We start from the raw sequence: 25,885 nt of genomic DNA, 5'->3' as shown, positions 1-25,885 counted from the left end.
GTTCATGCGAGGTGGCAGAACCGGCTTGGTGGAGCCGGATTTCAGACTGGAAAGACGTGCAGTGCATTCGGATCGAAGGCGAGGCCGACCTTTTCACCGGGTTCGACGAGCTCCCCGTCGCCGAGCGTGCGGCGGTCGGCCGTGACAAGGAAGTCGCCGAGCCCGTCGACCGCGACCGAATATTCGACCGCCGAGCCGAGGAAGATGCGGTGGGTGACGGTGCCGGCGAGCGTGTCTGCGCTGGCGGCGCCATTGCGCGTCAGGTGGATCGCCTCCGGCCGCAAGGCCACCATGGCGGCGCCCCTGGTGCCGTTGACCGCCGGGGCGGAAAAACGGGCGCCGTTGGCAAACCGGACCGAGGCATTGCCGTCGACGGTGGCTGAGATGCGGTTGGACTTGCCGACGAAATCGGCGACGAAGAGGCTCGCGGGGCGGTCGTAGATTTCCTGCGGCGGGCCGACCTGGACAATGCGGCCGGCATTCATGACGCAGACGAAATCGCTCATCGACAGCGCTTCCTCCTGGTCGTGGGTGACGAGCACGAAGGTAATGCCGAGATCGCGCTGCAGCGTCTGCAGCTCGATCTGCATGGCGGTGCGCAGCTTCTTGTCGAGGGCGGCGAGCGGCTCGTCGAGCAGCAGCACCTTCGGCTTGTTGACGATGGCGCGGGCAAGCGCCACGCGCTGCTGCTGGCCGCCGGACATTTCGTGGATGCGCCGCTTGCCGAAGCCGCCGAGCCGCACCATTTCCAGCGCTTCCTGGGCGCGCCGGGTGATCTCGCCGGCGGCGATGCGCGGCCGCATCTGCCTCAGGCCGTAGGCGACGTTCTGCTCGACATCGAGATGCGGGAACAGCGCATAGTGCTGGAACACCATGTTGACCGGGCGGCGGTAGGCGGCAACGCCGTTCATCGGCTCGCCGCTGATGAAGACGGTGCCCTCGCTCGGCTGTTCGAAGCCGCCGATCATGCGCAGACACGTGGTCTTGCCGCAGCCGGAGGGGCCCAGCAACGCCATGAAGGCACCGCGCGGCACCTCGAGATTGATGTCCGATACGGCCGTCACGGCGCCATAGCGTTTGGCGACCGAACGGAATTCGATGTCGTTCGTCGAAGCGGATGTCACGTCTGTTCCCTGCGGTTGTTATCGGATGTCGCCAGGAATCTCCCGTCCTGGCACTCCACCGTCATTGACACGCAGCCTAGTCACCGCGTGGCCTGCCGGTATATACCCCGAGAGAGGTATTTCAACACGGATTGCTCTGTGTGAGGAGTATACCCCTGAAGCAGCAGGCATGGACCGGGGGAGCGGTTTGAGCGTCGATCTCGAAGGACTTTTTCAGGTCATGGCGCCACTGGTGACGGGCGCGCCGCTGGAGGACGAGGCCGTCGGCACCACCTATCGGCGGTTGATGTCGATGTTGATGACGTTCGATTATGTCGTCGTCTTCGCCTATCGCGGCAAGGAACGGCCGATCGATCTCTACAGCACCTTCAACGCCAAGGATCATGTGCTCTTCGTCAGCCTCTACCAGGCGGGGCCGTATCTGCTCGATCCGTTCTACCACGCGGCGTCGCAGGGCAAGCCCGGCGTCTGGCGGATGCGCGAGCTCGCGCCCGACCGGTTCTTCTCCAGCGAATACTACCGCACTTATTACGTGCAGACGGGGCTTGCCGAGGAGGTCGGCTTCTTCGTTCCGCTCGACGAGCAGATCACCGTTGTGCTCTCCTTGATGCGGCGCGAGACGACGGGGCCGTTCAGCGCGGCCGAGTTTGGGCTGCTGAAGAAGGTCGAGCCCTTGGTCTCCGGGCTCGTGCGCCACCACTGGGCGGGTCTTGGCCGGCGATTCGACGCGGCGCTGGCGAAAACCGGCCGCAGCCGCCGCAAGGCGACTCATCCGCCGGCCGATGGCGTCTGGCAGCATCTGAACCTGACGGAACGGGAATCTTCGATCATCGAGCTGGTGCTGCAGGGCCATTCGTCGGAATCGATCGGCCTCCGGCTCGGCATCTCCACCGGCACGGTCAAGGTCCACCGCCGCAACGTCTACCGCAAGCTCGGCATTTCCTCGCAGACGCAATTGCTGTCGCTGTATCTCAGAAACCTCGGGCAGTAACGGGCGCGCTCTTGCGCCTCCGGCGGCCGTCCCGGTGAGGGGACGCGGACCGCCAGTGGGTCGCGTGCATTCCCGTGACCATTCCAAAGTCTCTTTCCCGGCCGGCTCTTTGATGCCCCACGGTCGTGCGGCAGCGCGCTTCCATCCACTCTCCTCCACAAACGTGAACGGTCACCTTGCCGATCGCTATTGACATTTTTTTCACGCTATGAAATTTCTTTCATCAACGGATAAAAATATCACGCGATGCAAAAAATATCATGCAGCGCAACAAGAGACGCGGGTGGAGACAATGACGATCATCGGTGGGGCAGGCATTCGGGATGACGAGACCAGCATGGCGACGCGGGCGGCCTGGCTGCACTATGCCGGCGGCCTGACCCAGGCCGAGGTTGCCAAGCGGTTGGGTCTCACCTCGCTGAAAGCCCATCGGCTGATCATGAAGGCCAACCAGGAAGGGCTGGTGAAGGTCTATATCGACGGCGAAGTCTCCGAATGCGTCGAACTGGAACAGACGCTCTCGGCGCGCTACGACCTCGACTACTGCGAGGTGGTGCCGGACTTCGATTCCGACGACCTGCCGCTGAAGGCACTCGGCATTTCCGGCGCGCAGTTCCTGAAGCGCGAGATCGAGCGCGGCGAGACCGCGCTGGTCGGCGTCGGCCATGGCCGTACGCTCGCGGCCTGCGTCGAATATCTGCCGCGCATGGCGAGCGGCAATACCCGCTTCGTCTCACTGCTCGGCGGTCTTACCCGCAAGTTTTCGGCCAATCCGCATGACGTGATCCACCGGCTCGCCGAGCGCACCGGCGCGGAGGCCTATGTCATGCCGGTGCCGTTCTTTGCCAACACGGTCGAGGATCGCGACGTGCTCTTCAGCCAGCGCGGCGTGCGCGAGGTCTTCGATCTCGCCAAGACCGCCGACCTGCTGATGGTCGGCATCGGCACCGTCGAGCGCGAGGCGTCGCTGGTCTCGACCGGCATGATCGAGACGAGCGAGATCGAGGAGATCCAGAAGGGCGGGGCGATGGGCGAACTGCTCGGCCACTTCTTCGACGAGGATGGGGCGCCGGTCGAAACGGCTCTCTCCGACCGCACCTTCACGCTCAGCCGCGAGGACCTGAAGAACCGCCGCACCGTCGCCGTCGCCGGCGGCAAGATCAAGGTACCGGCCATTCGCGCGGTGCTTGGCAGCGGACACCTGAGTGGCCTCATCACCGATGAGCGGACCGCACGGGCGCTGGCCGCCCACAGCGCATGAGGCGCTGAGACGTTCGGGGCCATGAGGAGGGCAGGGAGGATCTGCCGTCCAGGTCTCAAAGGGAGGAATACCGGTGGGGTAGCCGGCACTGCAATCATACCCGCAACGGAGGAGAAGACGAATGTACGAGAAGGAGAAGGACCTCATCAGCGCGTTCCTGCGTGGGGAGGTGGACCGCCGCGGCATGCTCAAGGGATTGGGCGCGGCAGGCTTGACGGCCGGCACGGCCGGCACGTTGTTCAACATGATGTCGACCCGGGCGCTCGCCGCCGATTTCGACTGGAAGGCGCATTCCGGCAAGAAGCTGAAGCTGCTTCTGAACAAGCACCCTTACGCCGATGCGATGATCGCCAACCTGCAGGCCTTCAAGGATTTGACCGGCATCGAAGTCACCTATGACGTGTTTCCGGAAGACGTCTATTTCGACAAGGTGACCGCGGCGCTGTCGTCGGGTTCGGCCGAATACGACGCCTTCATGACCGGCGCCTACATGACCTGGACCTATGGTCCGGCCGGCTGGATCGCCGACCTCAACGAATGGATCAAGGATCCGACCAAGACCAATCCCAACTACAATTGGGACGATTTCCTCGCGGGCGTGAAGAACTCCTGCGCCTGGAACGGCCAGCCGGGCGGGGCGCTGGGTTCGGAAGACGCCAAGCAATGGTGCATCCCGTGGGCGTTTGAGCAGAACAACATTACCTATAACCGCGAGATGTTCGACAAGGCCGGCGTCGAACTGCCGAAGAACCTCGACGACATGATCGCGGTCGCGGCCAAGCTGCAGAAGGATATCGGCGGCATCTACGGCATCGGCGTGCGTGGCTCGCGCTCCTGGGCGACGATCCATCCGGGCTTCCTGTCGGGCTATGCCAACTTCAACCAGAAGGACCTGAATGTCGGCGCCGACGGCAAGCTGTCGGCGGCGATGAATACCGCCGAATCCAAGGCTTACCACGCCAAGTTCGTGCAGATGATCCAGGAAAGCGGCCCGAAGGACTGGTCGACCTATACCTGGTACCAGGTCGGCACCGACCTCGGCGCCGGCGCCTCGGCCATGATCTTCGACGCCGATTGCCTCGGCTACTTCATGAACGGCGGCGACAACAAGATGGCCGGCAAGCTCGGCTATGCCGCCTTTGCTGCCAACCCGGAAGCCACGGCCTCGACCCCGAACATCTGGATCTGGTCGCTCGCCATGTCCAACTTCTCCAAGGACAAGGACGCCACCTGGTACTTCCTGCAGTGGGCTTCCGGTCCGGAACATGCGCTGTTCGGCGCCACCAAGATGGATTTCGTCGATCCGGTTCGCCAGTCGATCTGGAAGGACGAGATCTTCCGCGAGAAGCTGAACAAGAGCTATCCGGGCTATGTCGAAATGTTCGACGCTTCGGCCGCCGGCGCCTCCATCAAGTTCACGCCGCAGCCGCTGTTCTTCGACGTCACCACCGAATGGGCGGCGACGCTGCAGAAGATGGTCGCCAAGCAGGTGCCGGTCGACGAAGGTCTCGACCAGCTCGCCGAAAGCATCAACCGCCAGCTCCAGGAAGCGGGTCTCGGCTGATAGGCCTCCCAAGCCACGCCCGGCGCTTTTCGGAGCGCCGGGCATCCGAGACGCCAGCGATGGCTGGCCTGACGATCCCGTGGTGACGGGGATCGCACCGGAATTCAAAGCGATGGAGCCGATCTGGCGCGAGGCGCCGTGCTCCAAAGACAACCTGAGATGCCGAGGACTGGCGCGGGCTCGAGCTTCCGCGTGCCGCGTGCTTTCTTCAAGACTTCAGGAACGGAGCTCGACATGGCTTCAACAGAAACCCTCCGCAGACCGGCCTCCGGCTTCAGGATCAGCAGGAAGATGCTTCCCTATGTGCTGAGCCTGCCGGCCTTGCTCGTCTGCATCGGCATCCTCATCCCGTTCTTCACGGCGGTGGTCTATTCCTTCCAGCGCTACCGGCTGAGCCAGCCCTGGAGCCGCCAGTTCAACTGGGGCGAAAACTACCTCAACTTCTTCACCGATCCGGCCTTCTGGAACACGCTGAAGGTGTCGCTGCTCTATGCCGGCATCACCGTGACGCTGGAGCTGCTGCTCGGTCTCGGCATCGCGCTGCTCTTGCAGCGCCGCTCGGCGGTCAACAACTTCATCTCGATCATGCTGCTCCTGCCGCTGATGATCGCGCCGGCGCTCGCCGCGCTGATGTGGAAGCTGATGACCAATCCGAGCTTCGGCATCCTCAGCTATCTTGCAAGCCTCATCGGCCTCAATGATTTCCGCTGGGCGTCCTCGCCGGACACGGCGCTCTTGACCGTCGTGCTCGTCGACATTTGGGTCTATACGCCCTTCATCATGATCCTGTTGCTTGCGGGCCTGCGCTCGCTGCCGACCCAGCCCTTCGAGGCGGCGGCGCTCGACGGCGTGCCGCGCAGCTTCGTCTTCTTCCGTATTACGCTGCCGATGCTGACGCCCTACATCCTGACGGCGACGCTTTTCCGGCTGCTCGACAGCATCCAGCAGTTCGACATCATCTATGCGATGACGCAGGGCGGGCCGGGCAACACGCTCACCGTCTTCCAGGTCGAGGCCTATCTCAACTTCTTCCAGTCAACCAATGTCGGCCGTTCGGCGGCACTGCTGATCATCCTGTGGGCGATCACCTACACGCTGTCCAACGTCTTCATCAAGAACTGGCTGCGCCTGCGCGAACGCGCTCGCGGCGAAGCGTAAGGAGGTTCCAATGGAAACCATGTCTCCGCTCGAACGGGCCTTGCGCGGTCTCGCCCTGACGCTCGTCGTCGTCTTCTTCATGTTCCCGATCTTCTGGATCTTCCTGATGTCGTTCCAGACGAACGAGACGATCCTCGCGATCCCGCCCTCGGTCATCTTCACGCCGACGCTGTCGAACTATGCGGCGCTGATCACCGGCAAGCTGCAGACGGCCGCCGGTACGCTCGACATCGCCTTCATGAGCAATCTCGGCAACTCGATCTTCCTGTCGGTTGCCTCCGTTGCGGTCTCGCTGGTGCTCGGCGTGCCCGCGGCCTATGCCTTCGCCCGCCACAAGTTCCGGGGCTCGGAAGACATCGCCTTCACGCTTCTGTCCTTCCGCTTCGCGCCGCCGCTCTTGGTGCTGCTGCCGCTGACGCAGTATTTCCAGTGGCTCGGCCTCTCCAACACCTATTTCGGCCTGATCTGGGTCTACCAGCTCATCTGCCTGCCACTCATCCTCTGGATCGTGCGCGGCTATTTCGAGGATATCTCGGCCGACGTCGAATATGCCTATCGCATTGCCGGTCACTCCTGGTTCGCGACCTTCCGCAAGATCGCCCTGCCGCTGGCAGGACCCGGCATTGCCGCTGCCGGCCTGCTCGCCTTCATCTTCGCCTGGAACAATTTCGTCTTCGCGCTGGTGCTGGCCTCCGCCGACAAGCAGCCGGTGACGGTGGGCGCGCTCGCCTTCGTCACGTCCTCGGGCATCCAATACGGGCAGATCGCCGCGGCCATCGTGCTCTCGGTCACGCCGACGCTCGCACTTGCACTCTACGCCCAGCGCTACCTCGTCGAAGGCCTGTCGCTCGGCGCGGTGAAGGGATAAAATCATGACCACGCTGCAACTGAAGAATATCGTCAAGCGCTACAAGAGCCAGACGGTTCTCGACGACCTGACGCTCGACGTCGCCGATGGCGAGCGGCTGGTGCTCTTCGGGCCCTCCGGCGCCGGCAAGACCGTGCTGCTGAGATTGGTGGCCGGCGTCATCGAGCCGGATGAAGGCCGGGTGCTGATCGGCGGCGAGGACATGACCGATGTCGATGCCGAACATCGCGGCGTCGGCATGGCCTTCCAGAACTTCGCGCTGTTCCCGCACATGAGCGCCTTCGACAATATCGCAAGCCCGCTGACGGCGACGAAATCGCCGAAGGAGAAGATCGCGGCCGGTGTGCAGAAGGTCGCCAAGCTGCTCAAGATCGACCATGTGCTGAGCCATCACCCGAAGGCGCTTTCCAACGGCCAGAAGCAGCGCACCGCACTTGCCCGCGCGCTGGTCGGCTCGCCGCCGCTGCTTCTGCTGGATGATCCCCTGCGCAACGTCGATGCCAAGCTGCGCTTCGAGATGCGGCTGGAATTGCCGCGGCTCTTGGCAGCCGAAGGGGCAACGGTCGTCTACGTGACCCAGGACTACAAGGAGGCGATGGCGCTCGGCGACCGGATCGCGGTCATGGCCGCCGGCCGCATCCGCCAGGTCGGCACGCCGCAGGAGATCTACAATGCGCCCGCCGATATTGAAATCGCACGGCTCTTCGGCGACCCCACCATCAACCTGCTCGATGTTACGCCGCAGCGTGGCGGCGAGGGCGTCTTCGTCGAGCTTTCCAATGTCCGGGTGCGGCTTGCCGACTACGGTGGCGATGTCGTCGGCAGGCAGCGCGTTCTCGGCCTGCGTCCGGAAACGATCAGCTTCGTCGATGCCGCGGCACCCGGCGCCATCCCGGTAACGGTGGAGGCGGAAACACCGCTCAACGAAAAGACCGTGACCCTGGCGCTGACCGCCCGCGGCCGCGAAATCCTGGTGTCGCGCCCGGCCGGCACGCCTGGTCCCATCGCCGGTCCGGCTCATATTGCCGTCAATGGTAGCCAGGCCTTTCTCTTCGACAAGGCGAGCGGCGTTCTGCTGCCGCGCGCCGACCTCGCAGCCAAGCGCAATGGAGAAGCGGCATGACCGACACCGCTCTTTTGATCAAGGACGTCGACAAGTTTTACGGCCCCGTCGACTATGGCGTGCACGCCGTGAAGAAACTGAACATGGATGTCAGGAAGGGCGAGATCATCGCGCTGCTCGGCTCGTCCGGCTGCGGCAAGACCTCGACCTTGCGGATGATCGCCGGCTTCGAGGCAGTGTCGCGCGGCACGATCTCGCTTGCGGGCCGTGAAGTCCAGACCCTGCCGCCGGTTCGCCGCAACGTCGCCATGGCCTTCGAGGGCTATTCGCTCTATCCGCCGCTGACCGTGCGCGAGAACATCGCCTTCGCGCTGAAGGCGTCGAAACTTTCGCAGAACGTCGTCGACGAGAAGGTGGCTGGTATCGCCAAGCTCTTGGAAATCGAGGACATTCTCGGGCGCTATCCGAGCTCGATCTCCGGCGGCCAGCAGCAGCGCGCCTCGCTCGGCCGGGCGCTGATCCGCGACGCCAATTTGCACCTGCTCGACGAGCCGATGGGGCAACTGGAGCCGCAGCTTCGGGCGCTGCTGCGCGGCCGCATCAAGCATTACATTAGGGAGCGTGGACTGACGGCGATCCTCGTTACCCACGACCAGACCGAGGCGAACGCGCTCGCCGACCGCATCGCGGTCATGGAGGGCGGCGTGCTGCAGCAGTTCGATACGCCGCAGAAGATCAAGGAGCGTCCGGCCAATCTCTTCACCGGTACCTTCGTCGGCGAGCCGCCGATGAACGTATTCGAGGCCAGCGTTTCCGGCTCGGAAAGCAAGGTCGCCTTCGGCCTCAAAGACGGCGTGCGGCTCGAATACCCGGCCTCCGACTTCTCGCATGCGGTGCGCGATGCGCTGGTCAAACGGCAGAAGGTGGTGCTCGGCATCCGGCCCTATTCGGTGCGCCGCAGCGCCGACGGCGTGACGGGCCGTGTCGCCGTCAACCAGTGGCTTGGCGACCAGACTCATATCGCGGCGGATTTCGCCGGCGGTACCATGGTGCTGGTCGAGCACGACCGCACCGAACTCGATGTCGGCCAGCCGATCGGCATCCATCTCGATCCGTCGAGCCTGCATGTCTTCGATGGCGAGAGCGGCCAGGCGATCAGCCATGGACAGGAGCTTGCCTGATGCGGGACATCCTCATCGGCATCGATGCGGGCACCTCGGTCATTAAGTCGGTGGCCTTCGACCTTCGCGGCCGGCAGATCGCCATGGCGGCGCTGCCGAACGCCTATGAGGCCGTCGGCCGCGCCGGCAGCGTCCAGGATCTCGAGCGCACCTGGGCCGATGCGGCAACGACGCTGAAGCGGCTCTCCGACAAGATCGAAAACCTCCCCGGCCGCGTTGCCGCCATCGCGGTCACCGGTCAGGGAGATGGCACCTGGATGATCGACAAGGCGGGGGCGCCCGTCGGCAAGGGCTGGCTCTGGCTCGATGCGCGCGCCGGCGAGACGGTGGAGCGGCTTCGCGCCGACAGTGGCGATATCGCCCGCTTCGAGAGCACCGGTGCGGGCCTTGCCGCCTGCCAGCAGGGGCCGCAGCTTCGCTGGATGAGCGACCATGCGCCCGAGATGTTGAACGGCGTCGCCACGACGTTCCATTGCAAGGACTGGCTCTATTTCAAGCTGACCGGCAAACGGGCGACCGATCCGTCCGAGGCGAATTTCAGCTTCGGCGATTTCCGCACCCGCACCTACAACGACGACGTCATCGCCTTCCTCGGCCTCGAAAAGCTGAAGCATGTGCTGCCCGAGATCGTCGATGGTGCCTCGACCCATCACCTGCTCTCGGCTGAAGCGGCAAGGATCACGGGCCTCATGGAGGGTATGCCTGTCGTGCTCGGCTACGTCGATGTCGTCTGCACCGCGCTTGGCGCCGGGCTCTACGATCCCGGTACCGATACCGGCTGCTCGATCATCGGCTCGACCGGCATGCACATGCGGCTTGCCAATGGCGCCGACGATGTGCGTCTCAATCGCGATCTCACCGGCTACACCATGTGCATGCCGATCCCGGGCACCTATGCGCAGATGCAGTCGAACATGGCAGCGACGCTCAATATCGACTGGATCCTGTCGGTCGCATCCGGCCTGCTGAAGGGAATGGGGGTGGAGAAATCGAAGAGCGAATTGCTCGCCCATGTCGATGGCTGGCTGGCCGACGCCAAGGACACGCCGCTGATCTTCCAGCCCTATATCTCGGATGCCGGCGAGCGTGGACCGTTTGTCGACGCGACGGCACGCGCTTCCTTCGTCGGGCTCTCGATCACCCACGGTTTCGGCGACATGGTAAAGGCGGTCTTTGACGGGCTCGCGATGGCGGCGCGCGATTGCTACGCCGAAATGGGGCCGCTGCCGGCGCGTATCCGGCTGACGGGCGGGGCTGCCCGCAGCGCAGCGCTCCGCCGCATCCTCGGAGCGGCGCTCGGCGCCAGCGTCCAGACGAGCGAGCGGGAAGAGGCGGGTGCCGCGGGTGCTGCGATGATCGCCGCGGTCTCGCTCGGCATCTATCCCTCGATGGCCGATTGCCTCGGCGATTGGGTCACGCCCTATCAACGACCGGCGGAAGCCGCCGATCCGGGGCTTGCCCGCCGCTTTGACGAACTCTTCCCCGCCTACCAGCAGTCGCGAACAGCGCTCAGACCCGTCTGGCACGCACTCTCCCAAGGTGCTGACGCCGGAGACCAACAGGAAAGACCGAAATGAAGAAGATAGCCATTATCGGCGACCGGTTCATGCTGCCGGACGTCTTCCGCGACAAGATTGTCGAGGCGACCGGCAACGGCCATGACATCCGCACGCTCGAACTGCCCTGGCCGGATGTGCCGATGGAGCACGGTTATGCCGTCGAAGGCCTGGACGGGCTGAAGGAATATCTCGGCAAGCCCGAGGATATCGTCGAATTCATCGGCGACGCCGAAATTCTGGTGACGCAGCTTGCGCCGCTCTCTCGGGGAATGCTCCAGGCGCTGCCCGGCCTGAAGCTCGTGGCTGTCTCGCGCGGCGGCCCCGTCAACATCGACATGGGTGCGGCGCGCGATGCCGGCATTCGCGTTGTCAACACGCCCGGGCGCAATGCCAGCGCGGTTGCCGAATTCACGCTCGGCGCCATCCTCGCCGAGACCCGGCTGATCCGCACCGGCCACGAGGCTCTGCGCAAGGGCGAATGGCGCGGCGATCTCTACCGCGCCGACCGCACCGGCCGCGAGCTCTCGGAAATGACCGTCGGCGTCATCGGCTACGGCAATATCGGCACCAAGGTGGTGCGCCTGCTTCGCGCCTTCGGCACCAAGGTGCTGGTGCACGATCCCTATGTGCAGCTTTCCGCCGATGATCTCAACGCCGGCGTCGAGCAGGTGACGCTCGACGATCTTCTCTCCCGCTCCGACCTCGTGACGCTGCATCCGCGCGTGACCGAGGAGACCCGCAACATGATGAATGCCGAGACCTTTGCGAAGATGAAGCCGGGCGCGATCTTCGTGAACACAGCGCGCGGACCGCTGTGCGACTATGACGCGCTCTACGAAAACCTGGTGAGCGGCCACCTCTCTGCGGCGATGCTGGAGACTTTCGCGGTTGAGCCGGTGCCGGCGGATTGGCCGCTGCTTAAGCTTCCGAACGTGACGCTGACGCCGCATATCGCCGGAGCCTCGGTGCGCACCGTGACCTTCGCCGCCGAGATGGCGGCCGAGGAAGTCCGCCGCTACATCGCCGGCCTGCCGCCGGTTCATCCCTGCTAGAGCGGGATGAGGAAAAGTGTGTGCGGTTTTCCGCCCGCATCCCGCTCTAATCTCAGAGGAATTCGTCATGAGCGAACGCGAACTGCGCCAGTCGATCGTCGACCATTGCCGCTACATGAACGCCATCGGCCTCAACCAGGGTACGTCGGGCAATATCAGCCTGCGCCACGGCGACACCATGCTGGTCACGCCCTCGAGCATCCCCTATGGCGAGATGACGGCGGACATGATCGTCGCCATGCCGATCGAGGGCGAATACGGCGCCTGGTCGGGACCGAAGAAACCCTCGGTCGAGTGGCCGTTCCACCTGGATATCCTGCGCGCTCGGCCGGAGGTCGGTGCCGTCGTCCACACCCATGCGATGTATTCGACCATTCTGGCGATCGCCCGCAAGCCGATCCCGGCCTGCCACTACATGATCGCGGCCTTCGGCGGCAACGACGTGCGCGTTGCCGACTACGAGCGCTATGGCACCAAGGCGCTTTCCGAAAGCGTGCTGCGGGCGCTTGCGGGCCGGACGGCGTGCCTGATGGCAAATCACGGCATGATCGCGACCGGCGTAAGCCTGGAGAAGGCGATGTGGGCGGCAGTCGAGCTCGAGACGATCGCCAAGCAATATTACCACACGCTCTTGATCGGCGGCCCGGTGGTCCTGCCGGACGCGGAAATCGCCGGCGTGATCGAGGGCTTTTCCACCTATGGCCTGCAGGACAAGACGAAGGCGGCCTGAAGTGCGACGTGAATTCGAAGGAGTGACGACCGTGAATCCCGAGACCGGAGTATATGATCTGTTCGTCGTCGGCGGCGGTGTCAATGGCGCGGGCATTGCGCGTGACGCTGCCGGGCGGGGGCTCTCGGTTCTCTTGTGCGAGAAGGACGATCTGGCGCAAGGGACGAGCTCGCGCTCGGGCAAGCTCGTGCATGGGGGCCTTCGCTATCTCGAATATTACGAGTTCCGCCTGGTGCGGGAGGCGTTGATCGAGCGCGAAGTGCTCTTGGAATCTGCGCCGCACATCATCTGGCCGATGCGCTTCGTGCTGCCGCACAATCCGGCGGACCGGCCGGCCTGGCTGGTAAGGCTCGGCCTCTTCCTCTACGACCATCTCGGTGGGCGCAAGCGCCTGCCGGGGACCCGCAGCCTCAACCTTGCGACCGCGCCCGAGGGCGCGCCGATCAAGCGGGAATATCGCAAGGCCTTCGAATATTCCGACTGCTGGGTGGATGACGCGCGCCTCGTCGTCCTGAACGCGCTCGACGCCCGCGCCCGCGGCGCCCGGGTGCTGACGCGCACCGCCTGCAGCGCCATCCGCCGGCGGGACGGGCTCTGGCATATCGAGATGACCGATACGCGCACGGGCGTGAAGACCGAGGCGAGGGCGCGCTGCGTCGTCAACACCGCCGGCCCCTGGGTCAACGACGTGATCGGCCGGATCGGCGGGCTGAATTCGAGCCGCAGCGTGCGCCTCGTCAAGGGCAGCCACATCGTCGTGCCGAAATTCTGGGAGGGGCGGCAGGCCTATCTCGTGCAGAACCCGGACAAGCGGGTGATCTTCATCAATCCCTATCAGAACGATCTGGCGCTGATCGGCACGACGGACATCCCCTATGAAGGCCGGCCTGAGGACGTGGCCGCCGACGACAAGGAGATTGCCTATCTCTTGAAGTCAGTGAATCGCTACTTCAAGCAGCAGCTCACGTCAGACGATATCGTCTACAGCTTCTCGGGCGTCCGGCCGCTCTATGACGACAATGCCGAAAATCCTTCGGCCGTCACCCGCGACTATATTTTCGAGGTCGATGCTGCCAACGGTCAGGCGCCGCTGCTCTCGGTTTTCGGCGGCAAGATCACCACCTTCCGTAAGCTTTCCGAACATGCGCTGGAGCGGCTGGGGCCCTTCTTCCCTCACATGGGGCCGGCCTGGACGGCGAAGGCGCATCTGCCCGGCGGCGACATGGCGGATGCCGATTTCGAGCAGTTTCTGAGCGATCTCAAGGCACGCTACCGCTGGCTGCCGGCCGATCTCGCCAAGCACTATGCGCGGCTCTATGGCACGCGGACGCATGCGTTGCTTGCCGGCGCTTCCGCGCTCGAAGATCTCGGGCCGGCCTTCGGTCCGCACCTTCGCGAACGCGAGGCGCGTTTTCTCATCGAAAACGAATGGGCGCGGACGGCGGACGACATTCTCGACCGCCGGACCAAGCACGGCCTGCACATGACGTCGGCCGAGCGGCAGGCCTTCACCCATTGGCTCGAACATCAGCAGGCGGCGGCCTGAAGGAGGACCGGGATGCGAAGTCTGGAATTTGAAGCGCTTCTCGATCTTTCGGCCCGTGTCGGATCGGATCCGCTGCTGGTGCAGGGGGCAGGTGGCAACACATCGATCAAGGAGGGCGGCACGCTCTGGATCAAGGCCTCGGGCCTGTGGCTGGCACAAGCCCGCCAGCGCGACGTCATGGTGCCGGTGGCGCTTGATCCATTGCTCGATGCGCTGGAGCGCGACGACCCGGCGACCGAGAAGGCCCAGGATTTCGTCATTGCCGAGCGCAACCCCTCGGGGTTGCGCCCCTCGATCGAAACGACGGTGCATGCGCTGATGCCACAGAAGGTGGTGGTGCACGTGCATTGCGTCGAGACGATCGCGACGGCGGTGCAGACGAATGGGGCGGCGATTGCCGCCGAGCGGCTTGCCGGTTTTCCGCATGTCTTCGTACCCTATGCCCGGCCGGGACTGCCGCTTGCCAAGGCAATCAGCGAACGCCTTGAGGACAATACTTCCGTGCTGGTCCTCGGCAACCATGGTCTCGTCGTCGCCGCCGAAACCGTGGCGGATGCGGCGAGCCTTTTGACCGACATCACGCGCCGCCTGGCCGGGCCGAGGCGGCAGGCGCCGACGGCCGATCTGGCGGCGCTTTCGCGGCTTGCCGTCGATAGCGACTATCGGCTGCCGGAGGATCCTTTTCTGCATGCGGTCGCGGCCGATCTCGACAGTTGCCGGCTCGCCGCCGGCGGTAGCCTCTACCCTGACCATGTGATCTTTCTCGGCAGGGGCGTTGTGGTGGCCGCCCCCAGCGACACTGCCCTTTCGATCGAGGCGAAGCGGCGTGCGGCCGGCGAGAGCCTGCCGCCACTCCTGCTTTTCCCCGGCAAGGGCGTGCTGGTGCAGAAGGAAGTTTCCGCCGGAGCCCTCGCCATGGCGCGGTGCCTTGCCGATGTGACGGCACGCATTCCGGCGGATGCGCGGCTGCGCTACCTGACGGAAGCGGAAAACGCCGAGCTCCTCGGCTGGGACGCGGAAAAGTATCGCCAGCAACTCAACCGCGCCGGGCAGGTGCTGCAATGAGCGGCGACGATCGCAAGCTCGTTGTCGGCATCGACATCGGCACCTCGGGTGCGCGTGCCGTCGCGATGGCTTCGAATGGCGCCGTCGTCGCGTCGGGTGCGGCGAAGCTCTCGTCCTATTCCGACGACCATCGCGACCCCAGCGGTTGGTGGAAGGCGGTGCAGGCGGCACTCGGGGAAACGCTCGGCGGCATCGACAGACAAACGGTTCGCGCTCTCGCGATCGACGGCACCTCGGGCACGATGCTGCCGGTCGGCCAAAGCGGCGCGCCGCTGGCGACGCCGATGATGTACAACGACCCGGTTGCCGATCGCGCTTTTCTCGATGCGGTTTCTGCCCATGCGCCGCGGGAGAGTGCTGCGCATGGGGCCACATCCGGGCTTGCCAAGCTTCTCGCCTTTCAGTCCGTGCCCGGCACTTTCAGGGTGATCCACCAGGCGGATTGGCTCGCCGGACATTTCACCGGGCTTTATGACGTCTCCGACGAGAACAACGCGCTGAAGACCGGCTACGATCCGGTATCGCGGTCGTGGCCGGAGTGGATCGAAAAGACCGGTGCGCGTGTCGATCTGCTGCCCGATGTGATGCCGGCCGGAGCGCCGGTCGCTGCGATCAGTCCCGCGGCTGCCGAAGCCTTCGGCCTATCGGCCGATCTCGTGGTCGTTGCTGGCACCACGGACGGATGTGCCTCGTTCCTGGCAACGGGCGCCGATCAGCCGGGTGACGGCGTCAGCGCCCTCGGCACGACCCTGACGGTGAAGATGCTCTCGGACCGCCCGCTGTTTGCGCCGGAATATGGGCTTTACAGCCACCGCATCGGCGAGATGTGGCTTGCGGGCGGGGCATCCAATACCGGCGGCGTGGTACTGGCCGAACATTTCTCGCCGGAGCGGATCGCAGCGCTTTCGGCCGGGATCGATCCGTCCGTCGATACCGGGCTCGATTATTATCCGCTGGTGAACCCCGGTGAGCGCTTCCCGGTCGCCGATCCCGATTTTCCGCCGCGGATGAGCCCGCGGCCGGCCGACGATGCAGCCTTTCTCAAAGCGATCTTCGAAGGCATCGCCGGGGTCGAGAGCCTTGCCTATCGGCGGTTGACCTCGCTTGGCGGGCCGGCGCTCCGGTCGCTGCGCAGCGTCGGCGGCGGTGCGAAGAATGCGGCCTGGACGGCGATCCGGGCGCGCAAGCTCGGTGTGCCGTTCTTGCCGGTTCTCTCCGAGGAGGCGGCCGCCGGGACAGCGCGGCTGGCGCTGGTCGGCGCCAGAAAGGCGGGTGTGCTGTGACGGAAGCCCAAGCCATCGACAGGCTGAGCGCCATTGCCGAGCGCTATGATGCCTTCCTGATTGACCAGTTCGGGGTGCTGCGCGATGGCCGCGCGCCCTATCCGGAAGCGGTCGAAACGCTGGTGCGGCTGAAGGATGCGGGAAAAAGCATCATCATCCTCTCCAACTCCGGTAAGCGCTCGGCGGAAAACGACCGCCGCCTTGTCGATCTCGGTTTCGTCTCGGGGAGCTGGGACTGGTTCCTGACCTCCGGCGAAGTCGCCTGGCAGATCTTGAAACGGGAAGGCGAGGACGTGAGCGACGGTCGGCGCAAGTGCCTGCTGATCAGCCGCGACGGTGATCTTTCGCCGCTGGCCGGGCTCGATCTCGAACGCACGGCGAGCGGCGCGGACGCCGACTTCGTGCTTCTTGCCGCGAGCGAGGGCGATGTCTATCCGCTTTCCCACTACGAGGCGCTGCTGGCGCCGGCGGCAAAGCGCGGCGTTCCGTGCCTCTGCACCAATCCCGACAAGGTGATGCTGACGAAGATGGGCACGGCCTTCGGCGCCGGACGCATTGCCGAACTCTACGAGGAACTTGGCGGCAGCGTGCGCTGGATCGGCAAGCCCTTCGCCGACATCTATGCGTCAGCGCTCGATTTCCTTGGTCACCCCGATCCAACGCGGGTCTGCGCCATCGGCGACAGCATCGAGCACGATATCGCCGGTGCGGCGAAGGCAGGGCTCCATTCCGTTCTGGTGACGACGGGGATACTCGAGCACGCCTCGGACGAGGAGCGCCGCAAGCTCTTTGCCGAGCACGGCGCCAGCCCCGACTTCATCCTTCCGAAATTTACCTGGTAAGAGGAGCCGATCGTGGCCTTCACGCTGTCGCTCAACACCAATCCGCTGGTCAACCGCTTTGCCGAGCCGGACGACCTGATCGACACGATCGCCGAGAAGATCCGCATCGGCTACGTGCAGCTCACCCATGAATTCGTCAATCCCGGCTGGCCGGCGGCAACGATCGCCAAGACCGTCCGGCAGTTCCGCCGGGCGCTCGACCGCACCGGCGTGAAGATCACATCGGGCATGACCGGGCCCTATGGCCGGCTCAACCATTTCGGCCATCCGGACCCGGACGTGCGGCGCTACTATGTCGACTGGTTCAAGACCTTTGCCGATATCTCCGCCGAGCTCGGCGCTTCCGGCATGGGCACGCAATTCGCGATCTTCACGCTCAGGGACTACGACGATCCGGCGCGGCGCGAGGAGATGATGCGGATCGCCATCGACTGCTGGCGTGAGGTGGCCGAGCACGGCAAGGCGGCGGGCCTCTCCTATGTGTTCTGGGAACCGATGTCGGTCGGCCGCGAGTTCGGCCACACGATCGAGGAATGCCGGAGGCTCGACCGGCGGCTGGCGGAGGCCCAGCTCCCGATCCCGATGAAGATGATGGTCGATATCGACCATGGCGACGTCACCTCCGACAATCCTGACGATATCGACCCCTATGCCTGGGCAGGCGCCTTCCCCCAGCGTTCGCCGATCATCCACATCAAGCAGTCGTCGATGAACAAGGGCGGCCACTGGCCGTTTACCGCCGCCTATAACCGGGACGGCCGCATCACGCCCGAGAAGCTGATCGGCGCGGTCAGGGCCGGAGGCGGCACCGATAACGAGATCTGCCTGGAGCTTTCCTTCCGCGAGCGCGAGCCGACCGACCACAACGTCGTCGCGATGATCCGGGAGTCGGTCGAGTTCTGGGAGCCCTACATCGACACGGGCTTCAATCGCACAGAAAAATCACATTGAAAGATAACAAAATCACGCGTTATAAATTGAAATATCACAAATAGGTGTTATCTTCTCACGGTGGGCGTGGCCGGGGCTGCGTGAAATCGGGACCGAGACGATGAAGCCGGAAGACAGGCGACAGGCGATCATGGATGTGCTGATGGAGGCCGGAACGGCGTCCGTCGAAGACCTGTCACTGCGCTTCGGCGTCAGCAAGATGACGGTGCATCGTGATCTCGACGACCTCGAACAGGCGGGCCTGCTGCGCAAGGTTCATGGCGGCGCCTCGATCCAGTCGAGCCCGCAATTCGAAAGCGACTTCCGCTACCGCGAAAAGATCGCCACCGTCGAAAAGCGGCGGATCGCCGAATATGCGGCCGGGCTGGTCGAACCGGGGCAGAGCATCCTGATCGACGACAGTTCGACGACGGGCGCGATCGCCGACTGCATCCGCGACATCCGCCCGCTGACGGTCATCACCAACAACCTCGGCGTGATCACCAGCCTCTCGGGTGCGGCGGGCATCAACGTCATCGCGCTCGGCGGGCAGTACAGCAAGAAGTTCAACGGCTTCTTCGGCATCGTCACCGATGAGGCGCTGCGGTCGCTGCGTGTCGACATCGCCTTTCTCTCGAGCTCGGCGATCGAAGGGACCACCGCCTTCCACCAGGACCAGGAAGTGGTGCAGGCCAAGCGCCTGATGGTGAAGGCGGCCAAGCGCAAATACCTGCTGGTGGATCACGACAAATTCGGGCGCTCGGCGCTCCATTTCCTGACCGGGCTCGATGCCTTCGATGCGGTGCTGACCGGCGCTGAAGTTGCGCAGGAGCATGCCGCACCGCTCGACGAAGCCGGTATTCGGCTGGTCAGGGTCGACAATCGCAAGGAGAAGGCATGAGCAAGTCCGGGCTCTGGGTCGGCACCAGTTGGAAGATGAACAAGACGTTGGCCGAGGCGATGACCTTCGCCGACGGTCTCAAGACTGCGGACGCGGCGCGTGACGAACGCATCCAGCGCTTCGTCATTCCGCCCTTCACGGCGGTGCGTGAGGTCAAGGCGCGGCTTGCCGCAACCAGCGTCAAGGTCGGCGCGCAGAACATGCATTGGGACGATGCCGGCGCCTGGACCGGCGAGGTATCGCCACTGATGCTGAAAGACTGCAACCTCGATGTGGTCGAGCTCGGCCACAGCGAGCGGCGCGAGCATTTCGGCGAGACGGATCGCACCGTCGGCCTGAAGACGGCGGCCGCCGTGCGCCATGGCCTGGTACCCTTGATCTGTATCGGCGAGACGCTTGCCGAGCGCGAGGCGGGCGAGGCGGATCAGGTGCTGAAGCGCCAGGTCGAGGGCGCTCTGGCGCTCATCGAAGGCGAGGCGAAGGCGGCGACGATCCTGCTTGCCTACGAGCCCGTCTGGGCGATCGGCGTCAACGGCATTCCGGCGACATCAGACTATGCCGACGAGCGCCACAAGCGCATCGCGGATGTGGCGGAAGCGGCGCTCGGCAGGCGCGTGCCGGTTCTCTACGGCGGCAGCGTCAATCCCGGCAATTGCGAAGAACTGATCAGTGAGGCGCATATCGACGGCCTCTTCATCGGCCGCTCCGCCTGGGACGTCACTGGCTATCTCGACATTCTGCAGCGTGTCTCGAAGGCGATCTGAGCCTTCGGCAGCGGCAGATCCTCAAGAACGGAAGGAACAGTCATGAAGATTGCAATCGGGGCGGACAGTGCCGGCAAGCCCCTGCTGGATGTGATCGCCGCCCATCTTGCGGGCAGGGACGACGTGGAGATCGTGGACCTCAGCCAGGCCGGCTACTATGCGGATCTCGCGCAGAAGCTGGCGCAGCAGGTCGTCGAGGGCAAGCACGATCGCGGCATCCTGTTCTGCGGCACCGGTATCGGCGTCTGCATCTCCGCCAACAAGGTGCCGGGTATTCGCGCAGCGCTGACGCACGACACCTATTCGGCCGAGCGTGCGGCGAAGTCGAACAACGCCCAGATCATCACCATGGGCGCCCGCGTCATCGGCCCGGAACTGGCGAAGTCGATCGTCGATACCTGGCTCGCGTCCGAATTCGACCCGAACGGCCCTTCGGCCGGCAATGTCGAGGCGATCGATCGGCTGGATGCTGCCAGAGCGGGATAGCAAACGTGTGTGCGGTTTTCCGCCCGCATCCCGCTCACGTATATCAAGGCATAACTGATCTCGCGACGCCCGTTGATCCTCCCTCAGGCATCGTGACGAGACGCCCGGCAGCAATGCCGGGCGTTTTCATGTTCGGGGGCTGTCCGTCGTCTTGACGAAGCTTCGGCAAATATTTGAACATTCTTTCGGATCGTCAAATGAAAGGCGCCGCTGCATGACTGAAACAACCTCGACCGGGCCGCATCAAGGCGCGCACCACCATGTCTCGCGCATGAGGGGCCGTGACACGCAGGAACACCACAGGACGGCGACGACGCTCGAACTTCTGTTCGACCTGACTTTCGTCATCGCCTTCAGCCTTGCCGCCTCGCAGCTGGCGCATCTCTTCGCCGAGGGCCACTTCATCGCCGGGCTGATCGGCTTCGGCTTCGCCACCTTCGCCATCTGCTGGGCCTGGATCAATTTCAGCTGGTTCGCCTCGGCCTACGACACGGACGACTGGATCTTTCGCAGCGTCACCATGGTGCAGATGGTCGGCGTCCTGATCCTGGCGATCGGCCTGCCGCCGATGTTCGAGTCGATCGACAAGGGTGAGCACCTCAACAACGGCGTCATGGTGCTCGGCTATGTCGTCATGCGCGTGGCGATGGTCTCCCAGTGGCTGCGCGCCAGCCGGCAGGATCCGGCGCGGCGCGAGGCGTGCATGGTCTATGTGAAGGCGATCAGCGCCGCCCAACTCGGCTGGATCGTGCTGATCTTCTTCGACTTCTCGCTGGCGGTGACCTTTGCCATGGTCGTCGTGCTGACGGCGATCGAGATGCTCGGTCCCTATATCGCCGAGACGCGGTATGGCGGAACGCCCTGGCATGCGCATCACATCGCCGAGCGCTATGGGCTGCTTGCGATCATCGCACTCGGGGAGGGGGTGGTCGGCACGGTTGCCTCAATCTCCGCCGTGGTCGAGGGCGCGGGCTGGAACCTCGACGTCGCGCTCGTCTGCCTCGCGGGTACGGGCCTCACCTTCGGCATGTGGTGGATCTATTTCCTGCTGCCGAGCGCCGAGATTCTGCACCACCACCGTCTCAAGCGGTCTTTCGTCTGGGGCTATGGCCACATGCCGATCTTCGCATCGATCGTCGCAACCGGCGCCGGGCTGCACGTGGCGGCCTATTATATCGAACAGAAGGCCCATATCGGCTCGGTTGCAACGGTGCTGACGGTCGCGGTGCCCGTCGCATTCTACATAGGCCTTTTCTACGCGATGTACGCCTATCTGCTGCAGCAGACGGATCGGCTGCATCTCTGGCTGCTCGCGGGCACGGCGCTGGTGCTGGTGACCTCCGTGGCCGCGGCGATGGCCGGACTCGACATGGCGGCGTGCCTGATCATCCTGACGCTGGCGCCTGTCGTCACCATCGTCGGCTACGAGGTGGCAGGGCACCGGCACCGCATGGCGGCGCTGGAGCGCAGCCTGCATGGGTGAGCTGGTGCCGTAGGCGGGATTCGGGAGTCGAAACAAGGGTTTGTTGGCTGGAGCTGCCGGATTGATTCAGGCGCTTCAGAGGTTGATTCAAGCAGGGGGCGGCCGTTCAGCTTTCGCGTGGGATTGCCCCTCACCCGACTGCATAATTCCTTAAATCGGAATCGATTTAAGGACAAAATTATGCAGCGATTCAAAGTGCTACAGCGACCTTAGCGCGTCTTAAAAGACGCGCGGCGCTGTAGCCCTCTCCCCGCAGGCGGGGAGAGGGGACGCGATCCACCGCTGGCCGGGATGGTTGTGGTTGACGCCGTGAATGCGGCTTTAACGGTTGCCTACCGGGAGGCGCCGAGCGCGCCAAGCGTGTCCTTCTCCCCGCTGGCGGGGAGAAGGTGGCGGCAGCCGGATGAGGGGCAGCCGCACGTCTGGCGATCTCGCCCTGTCAGGCGTTGACCAGTGCCAGCTTGGCGCGGGCGTCGAGGATCTGGGCGCAGGCATTGGCCGCTTCCGTGCCCTTGACGACGAAGTGCTCGCGGAAGAAGGCGATCAGCGGTTCGCTTTCCTGGAAATTGTGCGGTGTCAGCACCGCGGAAAGCACCGGCACATCGGTGTCGAGCTGTACGCGCATCATGCCGTCAAGCACGGTGCCGGCGACGAAGTCATGGCGGTAGATGCCGCCGTCGACGACGAAGGCGGTGCCGAGGATTGCGGCGTAACGGCCGGTCTTCGCCAGCGCCTGCACATGCAGCGGGATTTCGAGCGCGCCCGGCACGTCGAAGATCTCGACATCGGCGGCCGAGCCGCCGCGCTTCGTCCACTGCGCGACGAAGGCATCGACGCAGCGGTCAACGATATCGGCATGCCAGCGGGCACGGACGATCGCGATCTTGGCGGCGGGGTGGGAAAGAATGGTCATGGTCTCAAGCCTTTCAGGGTTTGGCGTTTCCAATGATCCCGTCGGGCGAACATGCATGCGCGTGGGTCCCGTCGCGGGGCCCACGTTCCTGCTTGCTCTCTTCCATCCGGACTGTGACCGTCGGCTCCGGAATTCGACCGGATCTGCTGACCCCCAGGGTAAAACCCTAAGGCGCTCGCGGGCTCCGGCCTTTCGGCCGCTACCGCCGGTGGGGAATTTCGCCCCGCCCTGAGAACATCGCGACTATATAGCTCGGCCGTGCGCGGTCAAACGCAGGTCGCGACGAAAACAGCGGAAATCACGACAGATTTTTCCAGAGACCGACGTCATCGGAAGAAATCGTTCCGGTGACGTCCGGCTCGCTCACTCGCGAATGACGAGCAGATCCTTGGCGGCGAAGCGCAGCGTGACGTTGTCGCCGGAGACGGGCGGGGTGACGCCCGGATTGTTGAACATGTCGAAGGAGATGACGTCGCCGCCGACGCGCAGCCGCGTGCGGATGACCGAGCCGAGGAAGCTGGTCGAGACGACCTCGCCGGCAAGTGCGGTATCGCCCTTCGCGCCTTCGGCGATCGAGCCCGCTTCGGGACGCAGCGCCAGCGAGATGCTGTCGCCGCCCTTCATGCCGGCAATCGGGTCCTTGAGCGCCACCTGCTGGTTGCCGATCGTCACGGATCCGGAAGCGGGATCCGTGACCTTGCCCTCGATGATGTTCAGCGTGCCGACGAAGGACGCGACGAAGCGCGTTGACGGCGTGTTGTAGATCTCGAAGGGGGTGCCGATCTGGTCGGCGCGGCCGGCATTCATGACGACGATGCGGTCGGAGATCGACAGGGCCTCTTCCTGGTCATGGGTGACGAAGACGGTGGTGATGCCGAGCTGCTGCTGGATCTGCCGGATTTCCTCGCGCAGCGATACGCGGATCTTGGCGTCGAGCGCCGAAAGCGGCTCGTCGAGCAGCAGCACCTGCGGCTTGACCGCGATGGCGCGGGCAAGGGCCACGCGCTGCTGCTGGCCGCCGGAGAGCTGGTAGGGGAAGCGGTCCGCCAGATGCTCGAGCTTGATCAGCCCGAGCATCTGCTTCACCCGTGCCTCGATCTCCGACTTGTCGACGCCCGCGACCTTCAGGCCGAAGGCGACGTTGTCCTGCACGTTCATGTTGGGAAACAGCGCATAGGCCTGGAACACCATGCCGATGTTGCGCTGGTTGGGCTTCAGCGAATTCTGGTCGCGGCCGTTGATGACGATCTTGCCGCTGGTCGGCGTCTCGAAGCCGGCGATCATGCGCAGCACCGTCGTCTTGCCGCAGCCCGAAGGCCCGAGGAAGGAGACGAACTCGCCTTTCTCGATGTCCATGTTGAAATCGTGCACGACCTGAACGGGGCCGAAGGATTTTTTTAAGCTGGTGAGTGACAGGAAACTCATGGGTGTGGTCCTCAGGCCTTGGGAGGCGCGCTTTTCTGGAAGCGCGAGACGAGCTGGATGAGGCCGAGGCAGCCCCAGGTGATGCCGAATGCGATGACGGCGAGTGCGGCCGGCTCATAGGCGCGGTTGGCGCCGAGAAGCTGCATGTACGGGCCGAAGGCCGGCCGGTTCAAGAGCGCCGCCATGGTGAACTCGCCAATGACGATGGCGAAGGTCAGGAAGGCGCCTGACAGTACCGCGACGAGCACGTTCGGCAGGATGATCTTTGCCAGGATGGTGGCCCATCCGGCGCCGAGGCTCTGGGCGGCTTCGGTAAGCGTCGCGACATCGATGGTCCGAAGCCCGGTATCGACTGCGCGGTACATGTAGGGCAAGGCGAGCGTCGCATAGCCGAACATCAAGAGGATGTTGGTACCGGTGACCGTGCCGGTCAGCGGCAGCCAGCTCGAGGTGTTGTAGAGCCGGATATAGCCGAAGACGATGACAATCGCCGGAATGACCAGCGGCAACAGCGTGATGAACTCGATAACGGGGCGCAACCGCGGCAGCTTTAGCCGGACCCAATAGGCGGTCGGTACGACGAGAAGCACGCCGAAGACGATGGTGAACAGCGCCTGCATCACCGAATAGGTGAAGGTCTCCTGGAAACGCGGATCGGTGAAGACCTTGCCGTAGGCGTCGAAGGAATATTCGCCGCGCCGCATCTTCAGCGAGAAGTTGGTCATGCCGATGAGCGGCAGGGTGAAATAGAGGAGGCTGAAAAGGAGGGCGCCCCAGGCCCAGATCTTCTTCATTTCAGCCACCTTTCGCTGCGGGCGCGGAGCCAGATGTAGATCGCGTTGGCAATGCCGGTGACGACGATCATGCCGAAGGCGAGCGCGTAGCCGAGATGCGGATTGCCGAGCACGTCGCCGCGGATCTGGGCGAAGAGCAGGATGGGCACGATCGAGAGCGACGAGCCGGTGAGCGCGATGGCGGTCGCAACCGCGCCGAAGGCATTGGCGAAGAGGAGCGCCAGTGTGCCGAGCAACGACGGCAGCAGGATCGGGAAGGCGACCATGCGCCAGTATTGCGGGCCGGTGGCACCGAGGATTTCGGCGGCCTCGCGCCATTCGCGCTTCAGTCCGTCCAGCGCCGGCGTGATGATCAGGATCATCAGCGGGATCTGGAAGAAGAGATAGGTGATCGTCAGCCCCCAGAAGGACAGGAGGTTGAAGCCGAGCATCCTGAGGTCGAAGCCGAAGTTCGAGCGCAGGAAGACGGTGAGGATGCCGACTGGACCAAGGGTCGCGAGAAAGGCGAAGGCGAGCGGCACGCCGGCAAAGTTGGAGGCGACGCCGGAAAAGGTCAGAAGCGGGCCACGGATGCCCTTCGGCAAGCCGCCGAAGACGATGGCCGAGGCCATGGCAAAGCCGATCAGGCAGCCGAGAAGCGCCGAGGCGATGCTGATCTTGATGGAGATCCAATAGGCAGCAAGAATGGATGGCGTGAAGAGGCCCCGGATGTTGTCGAGGGTGAAGCTGCCGTCCGGCGTCTGAAAGGCACCGACCACGATCTTCATCGTCGGCAATATCAGAAACAGCGTCACGAAGGCGGCAAAGGGCACGATGCCCAGCCAGTGAAGCGGCAGGCGACGCGCCGGCGGGCTGGCGTCGGGTTTAGCAGATGACATTCCGTTCGCGCCCCTGAAGCCGCG

24 protein-coding genes and 1 riboswitch are annotated in these 25,885 nt (G+C 64.3%); of the genes, 19 read left to right on the top strand and 5 right to left on the bottom strand.

The window, feature by feature from the left end; all coding sequences use genetic code 11:
- Nucleotides 1-41 precede the first annotated feature (41 nt).
- Entirely contained in the window at nt 42-1,124 is a 1,083-nt protein-coding gene (locus BHMPCIPO_RS13700; RefSeq protein WP_173517259.1) for an ABC transporter ATP-binding protein, read from the bottom strand.
- Between the two features lie 220 nt (nt 1,125-1,344).
- On the opposite strand from BHMPCIPO_RS13700, the gene BHMPCIPO_RS13695 reads away from it, so the two are divergent.
- The 19 genes from BHMPCIPO_RS13695 (at nt 1,345) to BHMPCIPO_RS13605 (ending at nt 21,851) form a co-directional block, all read left to right on the top strand.
- Nucleotides 1,345-2,115 (top strand): helix-turn-helix transcriptional regulator, encoded by a 771-nt coding sequence (locus BHMPCIPO_RS13695; RefSeq protein ID WP_376741659.1) that lies wholly within the window; start codon nt 1,345-1,347, stop codon nt 2,113-2,115.
- Nucleotides 2,116-2,407: 292 nt separating this feature from the next.
- Nucleotides 2,408-3,376 (top strand): sugar-binding transcriptional regulator, encoded by a 969-nt coding sequence (locus BHMPCIPO_RS13690; protein WP_173517257.1) that lies wholly within the window; start codon nt 2,408-2,410, stop codon nt 3,374-3,376.
- Nucleotides 3,377-3,497: 121 nt separating this feature from the next.
- The gene (locus BHMPCIPO_RS13685) at nt 3,498-4,940 is read left to right on the top strand and encodes an extracellular solute-binding protein (RefSeq protein ID WP_173517256.1); all 1,443 of its coding nucleotides are present in this window, start codon (nt 3,498-3,500) and stop codon (nt 4,938-4,940) included.
- A 234-nt stretch (nt 4,941-5,174) separates the two neighbouring features.
- Nucleotides 5,175-6,098, top strand: coding sequence for a carbohydrate ABC transporter permease (locus BHMPCIPO_RS13680; RefSeq protein ID WP_173517255.1), 924 nt, complete (start codon nt 5,175-5,177; stop codon nt 6,096-6,098).
- A gap of 10 nt (nt 6,099-6,108) precedes the next feature.
- Nucleotides 6,109-6,966 carry a carbohydrate ABC transporter permease gene (locus BHMPCIPO_RS13675; protein WP_173517254.1) on the top strand — a complete coding sequence of 286 codons (858 nt, stop codon included), beginning with the start codon at nt 6,109-6,111 and terminating at the stop codon, nt 6,964-6,966.
- 4 nt (nt 6,967-6,970) lie between these two features.
- On the top strand, nt 6,971-8,089 hold the full coding sequence (locus BHMPCIPO_RS13670) for an ABC transporter ATP-binding protein (RefSeq protein WP_173517253.1): 1,119 nt from the start codon (nt 6,971-6,973) through the stop codon (nt 8,087-8,089).
- A complete protein-coding gene (locus tag BHMPCIPO_RS13665) occupies nt 8,086-9,210 on the top strand; it encodes an ABC transporter ATP-binding protein (protein WP_173517252.1) in 1,125 nt (374 codons plus the stop codon). The genes BHMPCIPO_RS13670 and BHMPCIPO_RS13665 overlap by 4 nt, the downstream gene beginning before the upstream one ends.
- Nucleotides 9,210-10,787 carry an FGGY-family carbohydrate kinase gene (locus tag BHMPCIPO_RS13660; RefSeq protein ID WP_173517251.1) on the top strand — a complete coding sequence of 526 codons (1,578 nt, stop codon included), beginning with the start codon at nt 9,210-9,212 and terminating at the stop codon, nt 10,785-10,787. The genes BHMPCIPO_RS13665 and BHMPCIPO_RS13660 overlap by 1 nt, the downstream gene beginning before the upstream one ends.
- On the top strand, nt 10,784-11,821 hold the full coding sequence (locus tag BHMPCIPO_RS13655) for a 2-hydroxyacid dehydrogenase (RefSeq protein ID WP_173517250.1): 1,038 nt from the start codon (nt 10,784-10,786) through the stop codon (nt 11,819-11,821). The genes BHMPCIPO_RS13660 and BHMPCIPO_RS13655 overlap by 4 nt, the downstream gene beginning before the upstream one ends.
- Before the next feature lie 67 nt (nt 11,822-11,888).
- A complete protein-coding gene (locus BHMPCIPO_RS13650) occupies nt 11,889-12,551 on the top strand; it encodes a class II aldolase/adducin family protein (RefSeq protein WP_173517249.1) in 663 nt (220 codons plus the stop codon).
- 31 nt (nt 12,552-12,582) lie between these two features.
- A complete protein-coding gene (locus BHMPCIPO_RS13645; protein ID WP_312033031.1) occupies nt 12,583-14,097 on the top strand; it encodes a glycerol-3-phosphate dehydrogenase in 1,515 nt (504 codons plus the stop codon).
- Between the two features lie 12 nt (nt 14,098-14,109).
- Nucleotides 14,110-15,162, top strand: coding sequence for a class II aldolase/adducin family protein (locus BHMPCIPO_RS13640; protein ID WP_173517247.1), 1,053 nt, complete (start codon nt 14,110-14,112; stop codon nt 15,160-15,162).
- A complete protein-coding gene (locus BHMPCIPO_RS13635; protein ID WP_173517246.1) occupies nt 15,159-16,445 on the top strand; it encodes an FGGY-family carbohydrate kinase in 1,287 nt (428 codons plus the stop codon). Before BHMPCIPO_RS13640 ends, BHMPCIPO_RS13635 begins: the two co-directional genes overlap by 4 nt.
- Nucleotides 16,442-17,287 (top strand): TIGR01459 family HAD-type hydrolase, encoded by an 846-nt coding sequence (locus tag BHMPCIPO_RS13630; RefSeq protein WP_173517245.1) that lies wholly within the window; start codon nt 16,442-16,444, stop codon nt 17,285-17,287. Before BHMPCIPO_RS13635 ends, BHMPCIPO_RS13630 begins: the two co-directional genes overlap by 4 nt.
- Before the next feature lie 12 nt (nt 17,288-17,299).
- Nucleotides 17,300-18,238, top strand: coding sequence for a sugar phosphate isomerase/epimerase family protein (locus BHMPCIPO_RS13625; RefSeq protein WP_173517244.1), 939 nt, complete (start codon nt 17,300-17,302; stop codon nt 18,236-18,238).
- A gap of 100 nt (nt 18,239-18,338) precedes the next feature.
- Nucleotides 18,339-19,118: a DeoR/GlpR family DNA-binding transcription regulator gene (locus BHMPCIPO_RS13620; RefSeq protein ID WP_173517243.1), complete on the top strand. Its 780-nt coding sequence runs from the start codon at nt 18,339-18,341 to the stop codon at nt 19,116-19,118.
- The gene (locus tag BHMPCIPO_RS13615; protein WP_173517242.1) at nt 19,115-19,882 is read left to right on the top strand and encodes a triose-phosphate isomerase; all 768 of its coding nucleotides are present in this window, start codon (nt 19,115-19,117) and stop codon (nt 19,880-19,882) included. Before BHMPCIPO_RS13620 ends, BHMPCIPO_RS13615 begins: the two co-directional genes overlap by 4 nt.
- A gap of 42 nt (nt 19,883-19,924) precedes the next feature.
- On the top strand, nt 19,925-20,368 hold the full coding sequence (gene derI / locus BHMPCIPO_RS13610) for a D-erythrulose-4-phosphate isomerase (protein WP_173517241.1): 444 nt from the start codon (nt 19,925-19,927) through the stop codon (nt 20,366-20,368).
- 214 nt (nt 20,369-20,582) lie between these two features.
- Entirely contained in the window at nt 20,583-21,851 is a 1,269-nt protein-coding gene (locus BHMPCIPO_RS13605; protein ID WP_173517240.1) for a low temperature requirement protein A, read from the top strand.
- A 439-nt stretch (nt 21,852-22,290) separates the two neighbouring features.
- On the opposite strand, the gene BHMPCIPO_RS13600 is transcribed toward BHMPCIPO_RS13605, so the two are convergent.
- The 4 genes from BHMPCIPO_RS13600 to BHMPCIPO_RS13585 form a co-directional block, all read right to left on the bottom strand.
- A complete protein-coding gene (locus BHMPCIPO_RS13600) occupies nt 22,291-22,764 on the bottom strand; it encodes a 6,7-dimethyl-8-ribityllumazine synthase (RefSeq protein ID WP_173517239.1) in 474 nt (157 codons plus the stop codon).
- Between the two features lie 90 nt (nt 22,765-22,854).
- Nucleotides 22,855-23,004: riboswitch (FMN riboswitch) on the bottom strand.
- A 123-nt stretch (nt 23,005-23,127) separates the two neighbouring features.
- Entirely contained in the window at nt 23,128-24,189 is a 1,062-nt protein-coding gene (locus BHMPCIPO_RS13595; protein WP_173517238.1) for an ABC transporter ATP-binding protein, read from the bottom strand.
- Between the two features lie 11 nt (nt 24,190-24,200).
- Nucleotides 24,201-24,983: an ABC transporter permease gene (locus tag BHMPCIPO_RS13590; RefSeq protein ID WP_173517237.1), complete on the bottom strand. Its 783-nt coding sequence runs from the start codon at nt 24,981-24,983 to the stop codon at nt 24,201-24,203.
- Nucleotides 24,980-25,861: an ABC transporter permease gene (locus BHMPCIPO_RS13585; RefSeq protein WP_173517236.1), complete on the bottom strand. Its 882-nt coding sequence runs from the start codon at nt 25,859-25,861 to the stop codon at nt 24,980-24,982. Before BHMPCIPO_RS13585 ends, BHMPCIPO_RS13590 begins: the two co-directional genes overlap by 4 nt.
- Nucleotides 25,862-25,885: the final 24 nt, after the last annotated feature.

Origin of the sequence: Ensifer sesbaniae, assembly GCF_013283665.1 — a bacterium.
Classification (GTDB): Bacteria; Pseudomonadota; Alphaproteobacteria; order Rhizobiales; family Rhizobiaceae; genus Ensifer; species Ensifer sesbaniae.
The sequence above is the reverse complement of the archived record's forward strand: the minus strand, read 5'-3'. Positions and strand labels throughout refer to the sequence as shown.

Bases quoted from the DNA above. Each gene is read 5' to 3' on its own strand.
- BHMPCIPO_RS13595 (WP_173517238.1), bottom strand. From the start codon at position 24,189: ATGAGTTTCCTGTCACTCACCAGCTTAAAAAAATCCTTCGGCCCCGTT.
- BHMPCIPO_RS13620 (WP_173517243.1), top strand. From the start codon at position 18,339: ATGAAGCCGGAAGACAGGCGACAGGCGATCATGGATGTGCTGATGGAG.
- BHMPCIPO_RS13600 (WP_173517239.1), bottom strand. From the start codon at position 22,764: ATGACCATTCTTTCCCACCCCGCCGCCAAGATCGCGATCGTCCGTGCC.
- BHMPCIPO_RS13685 (WP_173517256.1), top strand. From the start codon at position 3,498: ATGTACGAGAAGGAGAAGGACCTCATCAGCGCGTTCCTGCGTGGGGAG.
- BHMPCIPO_RS13675 (WP_173517254.1), top strand. From the start codon at position 6,109: ATGGAAACCATGTCTCCGCTCGAACGGGCCTTGCGCGGTCTCGCCCTG.
- BHMPCIPO_RS13660 (WP_173517251.1), top strand. From the start codon at position 9,210: ATGCGGGACATCCTCATCGGCATCGATGCGGGCACCTCGGTCATTAAG.
- BHMPCIPO_RS13655 (WP_173517250.1), top strand. From the start codon at position 10,784: ATGAAGAAGATAGCCATTATCGGCGACCGGTTCATGCTGCCGGACGTC.
- BHMPCIPO_RS13650 (WP_173517249.1), top strand. From the start codon at position 11,889: ATGAGCGAACGCGAACTGCGCCAGTCGATCGTCGACCATTGCCGCTAC.
- BHMPCIPO_RS13695 (WP_376741659.1), top strand. From the start codon at position 1,345: ATGGCGCCACTGGTGACGGGCGCGCCGCTGGAGGACGAGGCCGTCGGC.
- BHMPCIPO_RS13585 (WP_173517236.1), bottom strand. From the start codon at position 25,861: ATGTCATCTGCTAAACCCGACGCCAGCCCGCCGGCGCGTCGCCTGCCG.
- BHMPCIPO_RS13670 (WP_173517253.1), top strand. From the start codon at position 6,971: ATGACCACGCTGCAACTGAAGAATATCGTCAAGCGCTACAAGAGCCAG.
- BHMPCIPO_RS13590 (WP_173517237.1), bottom strand. From the start codon at position 24,983: ATGAAGAAGATCTGGGCCTGGGGCGCCCTCCTTTTCAGCCTCCTCTAT.
- BHMPCIPO_RS13635 (WP_173517246.1), top strand. From the start codon at position 15,159: ATGAGCGGCGACGATCGCAAGCTCGTTGTCGGCATCGACATCGGCACC.
- BHMPCIPO_RS13615 (WP_173517242.1), top strand. From the start codon at position 19,115: ATGAGCAAGTCCGGGCTCTGGGTCGGCACCAGTTGGAAGATGAACAAG.
- BHMPCIPO_RS13665 (WP_173517252.1), top strand. From the start codon at position 8,086: ATGACCGACACCGCTCTTTTGATCAAGGACGTCGACAAGTTTTACGGC.
- BHMPCIPO_RS13605 (WP_173517240.1), top strand. From the start codon at position 20,583: ATGACTGAAACAACCTCGACCGGGCCGCATCAAGGCGCGCACCACCAT.
- derI (WP_173517241.1), top strand. From the start codon at position 19,925: ATGAAGATTGCAATCGGGGCGGACAGTGCCGGCAAGCCCCTGCTGGAT.
- BHMPCIPO_RS13690 (WP_173517257.1), top strand. From the start codon at position 2,408: ATGACGATCATCGGTGGGGCAGGCATTCGGGATGACGAGACCAGCATG.
- BHMPCIPO_RS13680 (WP_173517255.1), top strand. From the start codon at position 5,175: ATGGCTTCAACAGAAACCCTCCGCAGACCGGCCTCCGGCTTCAGGATC.
- BHMPCIPO_RS13640 (WP_173517247.1), top strand. From the start codon at position 14,110: ATGCGAAGTCTGGAATTTGAAGCGCTTCTCGATCTTTCGGCCCGTGTC.